Source organism: Promicromonospora sp. NFX87 (assembly GCF_048564965.1).
Taxonomy (GTDB): Bacteria; Actinomycetota; Actinomycetes; order Actinomycetales; family Cellulomonadaceae; genus Promicromonospora.
Genome location: NZ_CP183413.1, coordinates 1222073 through 1236710, shown reverse-complemented (window position 1 = coordinate 1236710; position 14638 = coordinate 1222073). Strand labels below are relative to the sequence as shown.

The window sequence follows — 14638 nt, the reverse complement described above, 5'->3', positions numbered from 1 at the left end:
CCGGACGGACCCGCAGGTCAGGACGCCTCAGCCTAGTGTCCTCCCCGTTCGCGAGGGGCGGAGTAGGGCAATGCCTTAGGTGCCGTCGAACGCCTCAGCGGAACCGGCCCGGAAGATGCGGCGACCGCCCGATCCGCCGGCGGTACCTCACGGACGAACCTTGAGTCATCGCCGGCGACGGGCCGGCGACGACCAGGAGGCAACACCATGTTCGGTTTTTCCGACTTCGCCGAGTACCGCAGGAACGAGCAGGACCTCAACCGCCGGGCCGAGCAGTCCCGGGTGGCCCGCGAGCGCAAGGAGAACGCCCGCCGGAAGGCGACCGAGCAGCGCACCGCAGAGCGCACCGCAGAGCGCACCCGGCAGGCCGACGCCGCCCGCACGGCCCGGCCCCGCGTCGCCTGACGCGCGGCGCCAGACCGCGCCTGACAGCTGCCGGACAGCCGTGACCAGCGACGATGACCAGCGGACCGACCAAAGGACCGGCATGGGACGATGAGCCCATGCCGGTTCCCCGCGCCCGCCTGGTGGGTCGAGCCCGAGAGCTCGGCGAGCTCACAGCCGCCCTCGACGCGATCCGCTCGGGTGACAACCGCACGATGGTGATAGCGGGCGAGGCAGGGATCGGCAAGACGCGCCTCCTCGACGAGCTCACCTCGCACGCCGACGGCGTCGCCGTCCTCACCGGACAGTGCGCCGACGAAGGATCCGGGCCCCTCCCCTACGCCGCCCTCGCCGGACTGCTGCGCGGGATCGTCCGGACGGTGGGCCCCGAGGCAGTGGTCGCCGCGGCCGGGCCCGCGGCGGGCGCCCTGTCCGCCGTCGCACCCCAGCTCGTCGCCCCGGCGTCCGACCCTTCGGCAGGCTCGGGACAGCGCGCCGGAGCGGACCGCCTCCCCGAGGTCCTCACCAACCTGCTCGCCGGCCTCGCGGCCGAGCGCCCCGTCGTCGTGATCATGGAGGACCTGCACTGGTCCGACGACGTCACCCGCGCCGTCGCCCTCCGCCTCGCCCGCACCGCACCGCCCGGTCTGCTCCTGCTGCTCACCTACCGCAGCGACGACGTCGGACGCGCGCACCCCCTGCGCACCGTCATGGCCGAGCTCGACCGGGCCCGGCTCACGACCCGCCTCGACCTGGCCCGCCTGGGCGTCGCAGAGGTCCGGGAGATGGCGCACGACCTGCTCGCCGGCTCCCCCCACCTCCAGGACAGCCTCGCACGCGGCCAGGAGCGCGGGCGCGACGCCGGACCGGACGCCGGCCTCACCGCCGAGCCGTTCGCCGACCTGGCCGACCGCAGCGAGGGGGTCCCCTTCTACGTCGAGGAGCTGGTCGGCTTCCTGGACACCGACCTGCCCGACTCGCTCCGCGACATCCTCCTGCTGCGCTACTGGAACCTGAGCCGCGAGGCCCAGGCCCTCTGCCGGGTCGTCGCGGCCGCCGGCCCGCGCGTCTGGCACGACGTGCTCGACGACGTCCTGGCCGACCCTTCGACAAGCTCAGGACAGCGTGTCACCACTGGCGCCGGGCCGGAACCTGAGGATGCGCTGCGCGAGGCGGTCGACGCGCAGGTGCTGGTGACGACAGACATCGGCTACGCCTTCCGGCACGCGCTGGCCCAGGAGGCCGTGTACGCCGAGCTGCTGCCGGGCGAGCGCCGCCGCCTGCACGCCGCGTACGCGCGGGCGCTCGAGGGCGCCCTCGTCCGGCGTGCCCGGTCGGTCGCCAAGCTGTCGCGGATAGCGGACCACTGGTGGCGCGCCGGCGTCCTGGACAGGGCGCTCGCGGCGGCGGTCGTCGGGCACCAGGCGGCAGCGGACGGCGCCGCGTCGTCCACCGCCGTCGCGCTGGGCGAGCGCGCCATGGAGCTCTGGGAACAGGTACCCGACGCCGAGGGCGTGGCCGGCCTGCCGCACCACGAGCTGCTCCGCACCGTCGCGGAGTCGCTGCGCGGGTCGACCCGGACCGCCCGCGCCCTGGCCGTGGCCCACGAGGCGATCGCCGAGTGGCCCGGCGACGACCCGGCGGGCCTCGCCGGCATGCTCTCCGACACGGCGCTCATCGCGGGCCACGCCGGCTCGGGCGAGGGGCCAGAGCTCATCGAGCGGGCCCTCACGCTCGTGGAACCCGGCCGGGACGACGCCGTCCGCGCCCACCTCCTGATGCTGCGGGCACGCCACGCCATGCTCGACGGCCGGACCGAGGAGGGGATCGAGGCAGCGACGGCCGCCTACGAGGCCGGGATCGCGATCGGCAGCCCCGAGGTCGCGTCGGTAGCCCTGAACCTGCGTGGCGTGAGCCGGGTCCAGCGCGGTGACGCCGGCGGCTTCGCCGAGATCGACGCCGCGCGCGACGCGGCCGCGGGCGCCTGGCGAGGGCTGAGCCGGTACTACACCAACGGGTCGGACTCCCGGATCCTCGTCGGCGAGTGGGACCGGGCGGTCGAGATCGCCCAGGAGGGGGTCACGGAGGCACGCCGGCACGGCGCGTCCGAGGGCTCGCGGATCATGATCGAGGGGAACGTCGTCGAGGCCTGGATCGGGCGCGGCGACTGGGCCGAGGCGGCCGCCTGGTACGAGCGCACGGTGCCCCTCATCCACGACAGCGTGTACACCGCCTACCTGACCGAGCGCCGCGCCTGGCTCCTGATGTGGCGCGGCGACGTCGAGCGCGCGCAGGCCGAGGCCCGCCACCGGGCCGCCACCTGGGAGCGGTTCGGCCGCCTGGAGGAACAGATCCGGTCGCGCAGCATGGGCACCCAGGCGGAGCTCGAGCTGCTGCGCGGAGAGCCTGCGGCGGCGCTGGAGCGCCTGTCGGTGGTCGTCGCGCCGGACCACCCGCGCAGCCCGGCGTACGACCTCACGACTCTCGCCCTGTCGGCCCGGGCGGTCGCCGAGCTCCGGGCGACCGGCCAGGACATCGACGACGCCCCGTACCGCGCGGCGCTGGCCGAGTGCGCCCACTGGCCGACGTTCCCGGTGTGGTCCGCGGTGTTCGAGGCGGAGCTCGGCACCGGACCGTGGACGGCGGTCGCCGAGCAGCCCGGCCCCGCGCCCGCCCACCTGCGCCCGTACGCGCTGTACCGCGAGGGCGTGCGGCTGCTGGAGGCCGGCGACCGGCCCGGAGCGCGCTCGGCGCTCGGGTCGGCGATCACCGAGGCGGAGAAGATCGACGCGGGGCTGATCGTCCAGCGGGCGCAGGGCCTGATCGACCGGGCCGGTCTGAGCGGCCGTGGCGGGCCTGCCGAGACGCCCGCGCCGGCGGCGTCGTCGTCAGCGGCGGGCGGCGTGCCGGACACGCTCACCCCGCGGGAGCAGCAGGTGCTCGCGCTCGTCGCCGGGGGCCTGACCAACAGGCAGATCGCGGAGCGGCTGTTCATCTCGGCCAAGACGGCCTCGGTGCACGTCTCGGCGATCCTGCGCAAGCTGGGCGTGTCGACCCGCACGGAAGCGGCCCTCCGCGTTCCTCGCTGAGTGCTGGCCATTCGCCCTGGATGACACTCCGAACGGGCGAATATCCAGCACTCAACGGGGTGGCGGAACTAGGGTCAGCCCGTGGTTGACGATCGGTATGGACCTGATGTGCTGTCCCCCGCGTTCCCTGGTGCGCAGCGGGGGCGGAGCCGGCCGACGTCGCAGCCGATGCCCGCCGACAGCGGGCTCGTGGTCGAAGAGGTCGAGACCGGCTGGGTCGGCGCCGTCGTACGCGTCGAGAAGTCGGGCGGGATGCACGTCGTGGTCCTCGAGGACCGTCGCGGCCGCACCCGGACCTTCCCACTCGGCCCAGGCTTCTGGGTGGAGGGCAAGCCGGTGGTGCTCACCGCGCCCGTCCTGAACCGCGCACCCGCTCAGCCCACGCGCACCGCCTCCGGGTCGGTGGCGGTGCACGGCGCCAGGGCCCGCGTGGCCCGGGGCAGCCGCATCTGGGTGGAGGGCAAGCACGACGCCGAGCTGGTCGAGAAGGTCTGGGGCGACGACCTGCGCGTCGAGGGTGTGGTGGTCGAGATGCTCGACGGCGTGGACCACCTCGCCGAACGCCTCGCCGAGTTCGGGCCCGACGCCGACCGCCGCGTCGGCGTGCTGGTCGACCACCTGGTCCCCGGCTCGAAGGAGCAGCGGCTGACGGACGACGCGCTGCGCCACGTCCCGCAGGGCACGGTGCTGGTGCTCGGCCACCCCTACGTCGACGTGTGGCAGGCGGTGCGCGCCGAGCGGCTCGGGCTGGACCGCTGGCCGGTCATCGACCGGGGTACCGAGTGGAAGCTCGGCATCCTGCGTTCCCTGGGCTGGCCTGCCGAGACGCAGGCCGACGTCGCCCGCGGCTGGCAGCGGATCCTCTCCGCCGTGCGCGACTTCCGGGACCTCGACCCGGCGCTGCTGGGACGTGTCGAAGAACTTATCGATTTCGTGACCACGTCATAGGCCATCTCGTACGCCACAGCCTCTACGGTTATGGCCATGTCCGAGAACCCGCAGCAGTCGCCCCAGCCGCCTGACCAGCCGCAGCAGCCCGGCCCGTCGCCGCAGCAGCCCCCCGCCTACGGCTCGCCCCAGCCCGGCCAGCCGCCGCACCAGGACCAGCCCGCGCCCGGCCAGCCGGTTCAGCCGCAGCCCGGCACCGGGTACGGCCCGCCCTACGGCTCCGGTGCGCCGTACCAGCCCCAGCCGCTCACCCCGTCGGACGAGCGCACGTGGACGATCCTGGCCCAGGTCGGCCCGTTCATCCTGTCGTTCATCGCGCCGCTGGTGATCTGGCTGGTGTTCAAGGACCGCAGCCGGTTCGTGGACCAGGAGGCCAAGGAGGCGCTGAACTTCCAGATCACGCTGGTCATCGCCTCCGTGGCGATCGGGATCATCTCCCTCGTCACGTTCGGGTTCGGCACGATCCTGTACCTCGCCTTCATCGCCGCGGTCGTCTTCATGATCCTGGCCGCCGTGGAGAACGGTAAGGGCGCTCCGTACCGCTACCCGGTGAACATCCGCCTCATCAAGTAGTCCGCTCCGCGAGGATGACCATGCACCTGCTGCCAGGATCCGAGTGATTCTGGCAGCAGGTGCATGGTCATCTTGTCGGGACGACGACGGCGGCGAGCCGCCGGGGCGGCGTCAGGCCGCGGCGGGCCCGGCCGCGACCGGACCGCCGGTGATCCGGCGGAACGCGAACGCCATCGCGACGATCGACAGCGGGGCCGTGATGAACAGGCCCAGCCCGCACGGGATCGAGCCCAGGATGTTGATGCCCAGCAGCGCGAGCTCGAGCAGGAACACCGGGCCGAAGTTCTTCCCCACCAGGCGGAACGACGAGGTGAAGGCCGTCCACGCGCCCAGGTCCTTGTCGACCACGTGGTGGTAGGTGAACGGCGCGAAGATCGCCAGAGCGATGCTTCCGAGGCCGCACAAGCAGGCGCCGATCACGTTGGCGACCAGCAGCAGGAGCGCGGTGAGGAGGATCTTCCCGTAGCTGCTGACCTTGAAGAGGTTGCCCCAGGTCGCCTTCTCCCCGGAGACCTCACGCAGCCCGGCGTTGATCCCCAGGGCCGAGAGCACCGACAGGATCAGGAAGCCGATGAGCCCGAGCGACCCGCTGCCGAGGCTCACGCCCGTCCAGATCCCCATGCCCATCCCCACGCCGGCCGACGTCTGGGAGTCCGCCGCATCGTTCACCCGGTCGCTGTACTCGGCGATCGTGCTCCCGTTGAAGATGCCGAACACGACGATCAGGAGCAGCACGAACAGCACCCAGAACAGCCAGTTCCCCTTGAACCGGTCCCACGCGAAGCGCAGCGCCTCACCGACCTGGAAGGGGCTCGCCGGCTGCGTCCCGTACGGCACCGCCGGTCCGCCGTAGCCGGGGGGCTGGCTCGCGCCGCCGTAGACGGGCGGCTGTGCCGGGCCTGGCGGGGGCGTAGGGCCGGCGGGGTTCGGCGGCGTCGGTCCGTCCGACGGCGGCGGGGTGGCGCCACCCGCGTTCGGCTCGTACGGGTTCTGTGGCGTGTTCTCACTCATGTGTTCCCCTTGGCTGGTCATTGATCCAGCCCACCTTCACCTCTTCTCCGCATTTGCGCATGTGCAACCGCGGAGTTGTTACCGGGTCGTCAGCCCTGCACGGGCTCCCCGGTCCAGCGCTGGACCAGATACGCCCCCACCAGCAGCATCGCGGGCACCACGACGACGAGGCCGATCCCGCACGTGGCGATGGAGGCGATCCCCAGCCCGGCGAAGATGCCGAGGACGCCGAGGACGGTCCCGAGGTGCGAGAACACCAGGCCGACACCGCGGGCGAACGCCTTGCCGAAGCCCACGCCGCCCAGCAGCAGGAAGGGCACCGGGATCAGGACGAACGTCAGCACGACCTGCACCAGCACGCCGGCCACGGGCAGCGCCGTGCCGGCGAACCCGAGCGCTCCGGTGACCACCGCGAACACCACCAGCCCGCCGAAGCCACGGAGCACGAAGAAGTCGCGGACGCGGACCTTGCGGGTCCGCGTCGCCGCGAGCGCGCCGGCGTACAGGAGCGCCTGCAGCAGGAAGACCACCGCGGTGCCGGCCGCCACCAGCCCCCTGGCCTCGAGCGTCCGGCCCGCGGCCAGCGCCGCGTCGACCGCTGCCGGGTCGGTCGAGCTCGCGAGGGCGTCCATCGTGGACGGGCTGAACGCGAGGAGCGCGGCGACCTGCGCCAGGCCGAGCAGCAGGCTCATCAGCACCCAGGTGCCCCAGCTCGCGCCGAACGCGCTCCAGCCCCAGCGCCACGCGTTGCCGATCGTCGGGGGCTCGTCCACGTCCGGCCGGCGTTCGGTCCCGGAGTCCGCCGGGTACTGCGGGAGACCGGGCTGGGCCGGGGGCTCCTGGTACCGCTGCGGGGGTGCGGGCTGCTGCGGCTGCGGAGCCCGCTGGCCGCCCTGGTAGCCGCCCCACTCACCCGGCCGCGGATCCTGCTGTTCCGGCCGCCGCAGGGGCTGGTAGTCGGGCCTGCCGTACGGGTTGGCGGGGCGGCCGTAGGGATCGCGCGGGCCGTAGGGGTCGAACGGCTGAGGCTGCGGGGGCTGGGCCTGCTGCGGCTGCGGATCCTGCTGCTGCGGGACCTGCGGGACCCGCGGGTGCTGCGCCGTCCGGGGCTCGGGGTCCGGATCCTGTGGGTTCCAGCCGCCGTAGGTGTTGCTCATGCGCGTACCCCTCGTCAGACGTGCTGGTGCCGCTTCGTAACGGTATGAGTCGGCACAAGATAACGGCGATTTCGCCCGCACTGCAAACAAACCGTGCGGCGCTCCGACGCCGCGCGGCGGCAGTGGTTTCAGGCGGTGAGGTCGCGCACGACGGAGTCGGCGAGCAGGCGTCCGCGGCGGGTCAGCACCGCACGCGCGGGGCCTCCTCCGGCGCCGACCGCCGCCCGTCCGTCGAGCAGCTCGCGCGCCACCAGACCCGCCACCGCGGTGCGTCCGGCGTCGGACAGCACCCCGAGGTCGAGACCCTCGCGCAGCCGTACGCCGAGCATCACTCGCTCCAGGTGCGCCTCCGTGCGCGTGAGCAGCTCGCGCCCCGCGCCGGGGCTCTGTCCGGCCTCGAGCCGCGTGGCGTAGGCACGGGGATGCTTCACGTTCCACCAGCGGACGCCGGCGGGGGTCTCGACAGGCTCGACCACCGGTGTCGGCGCCGACACGTAGCTGTGCGCACCCGGGCCGACGCCCCACCAGTCGTCGCCGCGCCAGTACCCGATGTTGTGCCGGCACTCGTGCCCCGGACGCGCCCAGTTCGACACCTCGTACCAGCGCAGGCCCGCCTCCGTGAGCAGGTCGTCGACCAGCTCGTACTTGGCGGCCTGGTCGTCCTCGTCGGGCAGCTTGACCTCGCCGCGGCGCACCTGGGCGGCCATCTTCGTGCCGGGCTCCACCACCAGCGCGTACGCCGACACGTGGTCGACGCCGGTCGCCAGCGCCGTCTCCACGCTCGTGCGCCAGTCGTCGAGGGACTCGCCCGGCGTGCCGTAGATGAGGTCGAGGGACACGTCGAGCCCGGCGTCGCGCGCCCACCGGACGACGTCGGGGATGCGCAGCGGGTCGTGGGTGCGCTCGAGCGTCGCCAGCACGTGCGGCACCGCCGACTGCATCCCGAAGGAGACCCGCGTGAACCCGGCGTCGGCCAGGACCCGCAGCGACTCGGGCGTGACGGAGTCCGGGTTGGCCTCGGTGGTCACCTCGGCCGCGGCGGCCAGGCCCCAGGCCTCCTTGATACCGCCCAGCACCCGGGCGAGGTCCTCCGCCGGGAGCATCGTGGGCGTGCCGCCACCGAAGAAGACGGTGGAGACCGCGGCGGGCGCGCGACCGGCGTCGGACAGGACCTTCGCCGCGAGGTCCACCTCCAGCAGCGCCGTCGTGGCGTACCGCGCCTGGTTGGCGCCGCCGCCCAGCTCGGACGCGGTGTAGGTGTTGAAGTCGCAGTAGCCGCAGCGCACCGTGCAGAACGGGACATGCACGTAGACGCCGAACGGCCGGTCCGCCGGCGACGGGCCTGCCCAGGCGGGCAGCGCGCCGTCGTCGGGCACCGGGATGCCGGAGGGAAGTGCGGGCACCTACTTCTTCTTGTCCTTGGGGCCGTCCGAGTCGGAGGAGAGCGCGGCGATGAACGCCTCCTTCGGCACCTCGACCGAGCCGATGTTCTTCATGCGCTTCTTGCCCTCCTTCTGCTTCTCCAGCAGCTTGCGCTTACGGCTGATGTCGCCGCCGTAGCACTTGGCGAGCACGTCCTTGCGCATGGCGCGGATGGTCTCGCGGGCGATCACGCGCGCGCCGATGGCGGCCTGGATCGGCACCTCGAACTGCTGGCGCGGGATGAGCTCCTTGAGCTTGGCCGTCATCATGACGCCGTACGAGTACGCCTTGTCGCGGTGCGCGATCGAGCTGAACGCGTCCACGTGCTCGCCCTGGAGCAGGATGTCGACCTTCACGAGGTCCGCGGCCTGGTCACCGGACGTGTCGTAGTCGAGGGACGCGTAGCCGCGGGTCTTCGACTTGAGCTGGTCGAAGAAGTCGAAGACGATCTCGCCGAGCGGCAGGTGGTAGCGCAGCTCCACGCGGTCCTCGGACAGGTAGTCCATGCCCTGCAGGTCGCCGCGCTTGGACTGCGAGAGCTCCATGACCGCGCCCACGAACTCGCTCGGGGTCAGGATCGTGGCCTTGACGACGGGCTCGCGGACCTCCTTGATCTTGCCCCCGGGGAACTCCGACGGGTTGGTCACCACGACCTTGGTGTTGTCCTCCAGCGTCACCTCGTAGATGACGTTCGGGGCGGTGGAGATCAGCTCGAGGTTGAACTCGCGCTCGAGGCGCTCGCGCACGATCTCGAGGTGCAGCAGGCCGAGGAACCCCACGCGGAAGCCGAAGCCGAGCGCCACCGACGTCTCGGGCTCGTAGTTGAGCGCGGCGTCGCTGAGCTTGAGCTTGTCCAGGGCGTCGCGCAGCACCGGGTAGTCGGAGCCGTCGATCGGGTACAGGCCCGAGAAGACCATGGGCTTGGGGTCGCTGTAGCCGGCGAGCGCGACCGTGGCGGGCTTGGCCGCGTTGGTGACGGTGTCGCCGACCTTGGACTGGCGCACGTCCTTCACGCCGGTGATCAGGTAGCCCACCTCGCCGACGCCGAGACCCTTGGTCGCGTGCGGCTCGGGCGAGCTGACCCCGATCTCGAGGAGCTCGTGGGTGGCCTTCGTCGACATCATCGCGATCTTCTCGCGCGGGTTCAGGTCGCCGTCGATCACGCGCACGTAGGTCACGACGCCACGGTAGGTGTCGTAGACGGAGTCGAAGATCATGGCGCGGGCCGGGGCGTCCGGGTCGCCGGTCGGGGCCGGGACGCGCTGCACGATGCGGTCGAGCAGCGGCTCGACGCCGACGCCGGTCTTTCCGCTGACCTTCAGGACGTCCTCGGGCTCGCAGCCCACCAGCTTCGCGAGCTCCTCGCCGTACTTCTCCGGCTGCGCCGCCGGGAGGTCGATCTTGTTCAGGACCGGGATGATCTCGAGCTCGTTCTCCATGGCCAGGTACAGGTTGGCCAGCGTCTGCGCCTCGATGCCCTGGGCGGCGTCGACCAGCAGCACGGCGCCCTCGCACGCGGCCAGCGAGCGGGAGACCTCGTACGTGAAGTCGACGTGACCCGGGGTGTCGATCATGTTCAGCGCGTACGGCGTGAGCACGCCCGCCTCGTCGTCGACCGCCCACGGCATCCGCACGGCCTGCGACTTGATGGTGATGCCGCGCTCGCGCTCGATGTCCATGCGGTCGAGGTACTGGGCGCGCATGTCGCGCGACTGGACCACGCCGGTCAGCTGCAGCATGCGGTCGGCCAGCGTCGACTTGCCGTGGTCGATGTGCGCGATGATGCAGAAGTTGCGGATCAGCTCGGGCGCTGTGGCGTTCGGCTGGAGGCGCGCCGTGAGCGCAGGACCGGGGATGGGCAAAGCGTTCTCGCTCCGTAGTCATGGGTGGGAGGGCCAACGCTTATTCTCCCACGTCCCGTGCGAGCGGGGCGCGGCCGTGCCTACGGTCGGAGAGCACTGATCCCGACGAAGGAGGAGAACCATGTCGCACCTGACCGGCAAGCAGGTACTGGCGATCGTGACCAACTACGGCGTCGAGCAGGACGAGCTCCTTGAACCGGTACGCCACCTGCGCGATCACGGCGCCGTGGTGACCGTGGCCGCCGTGACGGGGGACGACGTCCGCACCCTGGTGGGCGACGAGAAGCCTGGTGAGACGGTCGCTCCGGACACCACCATCGACGAGGTGGACCCGGCCGGTTTCGACCTGCTGCTCGTGCCCGGCGGGACGATCAACGCCGACACGCTGCGGCTGCAGGCTCCCGCCGTCTCGGTGGTCGAGGCGTTCACGTCCTCCGGGCGTCCGGTGGCGGCGATCTGCCACGGCCCGTGGGCGCTCGTGGAGGCGGGCAAGGTCTCGGGTGCGCGGCTGACCAGCTATCCGTCGCTGGCCACCGACGTCCGGAACGCGGGCGGTACGTGGGTGGACGAGCCGGTGGTCCGGGACACGGGCGCGGGCTACCCGCTCATCACGTCCCGCACCCCGAAGGACCTCCCAAACTTCCTCGACGAGATAGACGCGGTCCTAGAAACCCGTTGAGTGCTGGATCTTCGCCCTCCAGAACCGCAAGAAGGGGCGAACATCCAGCACTCAACGGGTGGGGTCAGGCGGGGCGGGGGGTCGTCGTGCGTGGGAGGAGGCGGCGGAGGACGTCGGCGAGGGTGACCACGCCGTAGTCCGCCGCCGGGCCGTCCGGGCCGTCGGCGTCCGGCCTCGGCACCACCGCGAGATGGTTGCCCGTCTCCCGCATGGTCGTGAGGGCGGTGTGCAGCGGCACGTCCGCGGCCAGCTCGAAGACGGGGCGGGTGACGTCCGCGACGGGCGCGTCGTCGGGCATCAGGAGCGTGTCGCGCACGTGCACGACGCCGTCCGGCCGCCCGCTCACGCCCTGCACGAGGATCCGGAGGTGGCCCGAGACGCGGGACACCTCCTGCACCTCGGCGGCCGTCGCACCGTGCCCGACGGCGGACGGCGCCGCGCGGTCGGCGAGCAGGTCCTCGACCGTCAGGCGGCGCAGGTCGAGCGCTCCGGAGAGCTGGTCGGAGTAGGCCATGGAGAGCGCCCCGACGCTGACGGAGTGCTCCACGAGGTGCCGCAGGTCCTCCGGGCCCTGCCCGGAGGCCACCTGGTCCGCCGGCTCGACGCCCAGGCGTCGCAGGCACCAGTTCGCGGCGCCGTTGAGCGCCACGAGCACCGGCCGGGTCACGAGCATGAAGGCCCGCATCGGCAGGGCGAGCATCGTGGCGCTCGCCTCGGGGTGGGCGATGGCCCAGGACTTGGGCGCCATCTCCCCCACCACCAGGTGCAGGAACGTGACGATGACCAGGGCCAGCACGAAGCCCGCGACGTCGGCGGCCCAGAACGGAGCGCCCCACGTCTCGAACACCGGTGTCAGCCAGTGGTGCACGGCGGGCTTGGTGATCGCGCCGAGGGCGAGGGTGCAGACGGTGATGCCGAGCTGCGAGCCCGCGAGCAGCAGCGTCAGCTCGCTCGCACTACGTAGCGCGGCGCGCGCTGAGCGGCTGGTGGGCGCGGCGTCCTCCAGCCGGTGCCGCTTGGCCGCGAGGAGCGCGAACTCCACCGCCACGAAGAACGCGCTCAGCGCGATGATGACGACGGTGGCCACGGCCACCACCCACGGGTTGCTCATCGGGCCTCCTCGCTCGCGGTCTCGGTGTGCTCGGCGTCCTCGGCCTCCGCCGGTGCGTCCACGACGGTGACCCGGACGCGGGACGGCACGTGCCGCTCCACCTCGAGCACCTCGATCCGGAGCACCTCGTCCGGGTGCGGCTCCGCCGCGACCAGGTCGGCCGGGTCGGCGGGCAGCGCGACGTCGACCACGTCGCCCGCCGCGGGCAGCGAGCCGTGGGCGGCGATCGCCAGCCCGGCGATCGTCTCGTGGTCGCCCTCGGGCAGGTCGCGCCCGACGGACCGCTCGACCTCGTCGAGGTGGACGTCGCCGGCCATGACCCACACCCCGTCCGACGCCGCGGTCACGGGGTCGATCTCGTCGTCGTGCTCGTCGGTGATCTCGCCGACCAGCTCCTCCGCGAGGTCCTCGACGGTGAGCACGCCGGCGAAGCCGCCGTACTCGTCGACGACGCACGCCATCTGGTTCCGCGTGGCCGAGAGCTCCCGGAGGGCGTCCGGGAGGGCCATGGCGGTGGGCAGGACGAGCGCCGGACGCTGCAGGTCCGCGACGGTCGCCGCGGCAGGCCCCGCGGACAGCAGGTCCGCCAGGTGCACGACGCCGACCACCTCGCCGTCGTCGTCGAGCACCGGGTAGCGGGAGTGCCCGCGGGCCATCAGCTCGCGCACCGCCGCGAGCGAGTCGTCGGCGCGCACGACGCCGACCCGCGCCCGCGGGATCATGGCGTGCTCGACGTCCTGGCGGGGGAAGTCGAGGATGCGGTCCAGCAGCACCGACAGGTCGCCGGGGAGATCGCCGCTGGCGCGCGAGTCCGCGACGATGTGCTCGAGGTCGCGGACCGTCGCCGAGTGCTCGACGTCGTGCACCGGCTCGATCCGGAGCAGGCGCAGCAGCGCGTTCGACGCGGCGTCGAACACCCTGATCAGCCAGCCGAAGACCGCGAGGTAGACGGTGGTCGAGCGCGCGAGCCACAGCGCCACGGGCTCGGGCCGCGCGATCGCCAGGTTCTTCGGGACGAGCTCGCCGAACAGCATCTGCACGAGCGTCGAGAGCAGGAGCGCCAGGACGGTGCCCACCGCGACGCCGACGCCGGTCGGCACCCCGACGCCGCCGAGCGCCACGCCCAGCGACTCACCGACCAGCGGCTCGGCGACGTAGCCGACCAGCAGGCCGGTGACCGTGATGCCGAGCTGCGCACCGGAGAGCATGAAGCTGGTGCGCCGGGTCACGCCGAGCGCGCGCCGCGCCCCGGCGTCGCCGGCCTCCGCGCGGGCTGCCAGGCGTGCCCGGTCGACCGCCATGTACGCGAACTCCTGCGCGACGAAGTAGCCCGTCACGGCGGTGATCGCGAGGATCACCACGACGCCCAGCAGGAGCGAGATCACCCAGCTCAACGCCACCACCTCCGCCCTGCGGGGTTACGGCGTACGGCTGGGCAGGGACTATGACTGTCGGCGTCCATGATCCTTCGCGAGATGTGGTGCGGTCCGGTGGCGGCCCGAGGGTCTCCGGCCGGGATGCCGCTGGGGCATCGCGTGGAAGAACGACGGACGTGCCCCTACGGTTCCACGGCGCGCGGCGGTAGTCATCCTGAGCGTCGGTCCTGTGCGCCCGTCCTGTGCGTCAGAGTGTCGGTGGCGGGCGGTACGTTTCGGCGCATGAGCCTCGACCACCTCGCCCTGCTGACCCGGTTCCAGGGCGACTTCCTCGCCGCGGTGCCGGACGCCGACGCCGACGCGCGGGTCCCCGCCTGCGGCGACTGGACCGTCCGCGGGCTCGTGGAGCATCTCGCGGAGATCCACCACTGGGCCGCCGGAAACGTCCGCGGGGTCAAGGGGCCGGGCCTCGGCGGCGGGCCGTTCGACCTGGCACCGCACTACGCCGCCCAGGCCACGACCCTGCGCGCGGCCTTCGCCGAGATCGACCCGGACGCGGTCGGCCGGGTGCTCGCCCATCCCGAGCCGATGGGTCCTGGACCGGTGCGGTTCTGGCACCGGCGGCAGGTCCACGAGACGCTCGTGCACCTGCACGACCTGCTCGCGGCGCGTGCCGGGTCGGGTTCCGTCGGCCTGGCCGGGGCCGGGGCCGAGGTCTGGGCGGACACCGTCGACGAGGTCGTCACCGTGCTCCAGCCGCGCCAGGTGGGCCTCGGCCGCATGGCGCCGCTGCGGCACCCGGTGGCCCTCGTGGCGACCGACGTCGACGGCACGCGCACGTGGGTGCTCGGCGCTCCCGGCGAGCGCGCGGAGGAGGAGGCGATCCACACCGTCGTCTCCGGGCCGGCCGAGGGGCTCGCACTCATGCTGTGGCGCCGGCTCACCCCCGTCGAGGCAGGGCTTCTCGTCCAGGGCGACCGCTCCGTCCTGGACACGGCGCTGGCGGAGCCCATAGTGCCGTGACGG

At 72.8% G+C, this 14638-nt stretch carries 12 protein-coding genes; 6 read left to right on the top strand and 6 right to left on the bottom strand.

Translation table 11 applies throughout. The annotated features are described in order from the left end of the window. Nucleotides 1–207: 207 nt before the first annotated feature. From ACNYC2_RS05470 to ACNYC2_RS05455, 4 genes are all read left to right on the top strand, one after another. A complete protein-coding gene (locus ACNYC2_RS05470) occupies nt 208–405 on the top strand; it encodes a hypothetical protein (RefSeq protein ID WP_419706050.1) in 198 nt (65 codons plus the stop codon). Nucleotides 406–503: 98 nt separating this feature from the next. After that, nucleotides 504–3473 (top strand): helix-turn-helix transcriptional regulator, encoded by a 2970-nt coding sequence (locus ACNYC2_RS05465; protein WP_419706049.1) that lies wholly within the window; start codon nt 504–506, stop codon nt 3471–3473. 81 nt (nt 3474–3554) lie between these two features. Further along, on the top strand, nt 3555–4421 hold the full coding sequence (locus ACNYC2_RS05460) for a DUF3097 domain-containing protein (RefSeq protein ID WP_419706048.1): 867 nt from the start codon (nt 3555–3557) through the stop codon (nt 4419–4421). A gap of 36 nt (nt 4422–4457) precedes the next feature. Beyond that, nucleotides 4458–4994 carry a DUF4870 domain-containing protein gene (locus ACNYC2_RS05455; RefSeq protein ID WP_419706047.1) on the top strand — a complete coding sequence of 179 codons (537 nt, stop codon included), beginning with the start codon at nt 4458–4460 and terminating at the stop codon, nt 4992–4994. A 111-nt stretch (nt 4995–5105) separates the two neighbouring features. On the opposite strand, the gene ACNYC2_RS05450 is transcribed toward ACNYC2_RS05455, so the two are convergent. The 4 genes from ACNYC2_RS05450 to lepA all read right to left on the bottom strand — a co-directional run bounded on the left by ACNYC2_RS05450 (nt 5106) and on the right by lepA (nt 10446). Then, nucleotides 5106–6005, bottom strand: a complete 900-nt coding sequence (locus ACNYC2_RS05450; RefSeq protein WP_419706046.1) for a hypothetical protein — start codon at nt 6003–6005, stop codon at nt 5106–5108. A gap of 89 nt (nt 6006–6094) precedes the next feature. Beyond that, nucleotides 6095–7162 carry a hypothetical protein gene (locus ACNYC2_RS05445; protein ID WP_419706045.1) on the bottom strand — a complete coding sequence of 356 codons (1068 nt, stop codon included), beginning with the start codon at nt 7160–7162 and terminating at the stop codon, nt 6095–6097. A gap of 128 nt (nt 7163–7290) precedes the next feature. Continuing rightward, nucleotides 7291–8565, bottom strand: coding sequence for a radical SAM family heme chaperone HemW (gene hemW / locus ACNYC2_RS05440; protein WP_419706044.1), 1275 nt, complete (start codon nt 8563–8565; stop codon nt 7291–7293). Beyond that, nucleotides 8566–10446, bottom strand: a complete 1881-nt coding sequence (lepA, locus tag ACNYC2_RS05435) for a translation elongation factor 4 (protein WP_419706043.1) — start codon at nt 10444–10446, stop codon at nt 8566–8568. A 121-nt stretch (nt 10447–10567) separates the two neighbouring features. On the opposite strand from lepA, the gene ACNYC2_RS05430 reads away from it, so the two are divergent. Continuing rightward, a complete protein-coding gene (locus ACNYC2_RS05430; protein ID WP_419706042.1) occupies nt 10568–11125 on the top strand; it encodes a type 1 glutamine amidotransferase domain-containing protein in 558 nt (185 codons plus the stop codon). A 64-nt stretch (nt 11126–11189) separates the two neighbouring features. Here the strand turns inward: ACNYC2_RS05430 and ACNYC2_RS05425 are convergent, their stop codons facing one another. Together ACNYC2_RS05425 and ACNYC2_RS05420 are read right to left on the bottom strand one after the other, a co-directional pair. Continuing rightward, the gene (locus ACNYC2_RS05425; RefSeq protein ID WP_419706041.1) at nt 11190–12236 is read right to left on the bottom strand and encodes a CNNM domain-containing protein; all 1047 of its coding nucleotides are present in this window, start codon (nt 12234–12236) and stop codon (nt 11190–11192) included. Then, nucleotides 12233–13630: a hemolysin family protein gene (locus tag ACNYC2_RS05420; RefSeq protein WP_419706040.1), complete on the bottom strand. Its 1398-nt coding sequence runs from the start codon at nt 13628–13630 to the stop codon at nt 12233–12235. Before ACNYC2_RS05420 ends, ACNYC2_RS05425 begins: the two co-directional genes overlap by 4 nt. Nucleotides 13631–13894: 264 nt before the next feature. Between ACNYC2_RS05420 and ACNYC2_RS05415 the strand changes: the two genes are divergently transcribed. Next, nucleotides 13895–14635: a maleylpyruvate isomerase N-terminal domain-containing protein gene (locus ACNYC2_RS05415; RefSeq protein ID WP_419706039.1), complete on the top strand. Its 741-nt coding sequence runs from the start codon at nt 13895–13897 to the stop codon at nt 14633–14635. The last annotated feature ends 3 nt before the right edge of the window (nt 14636–14638 follow it).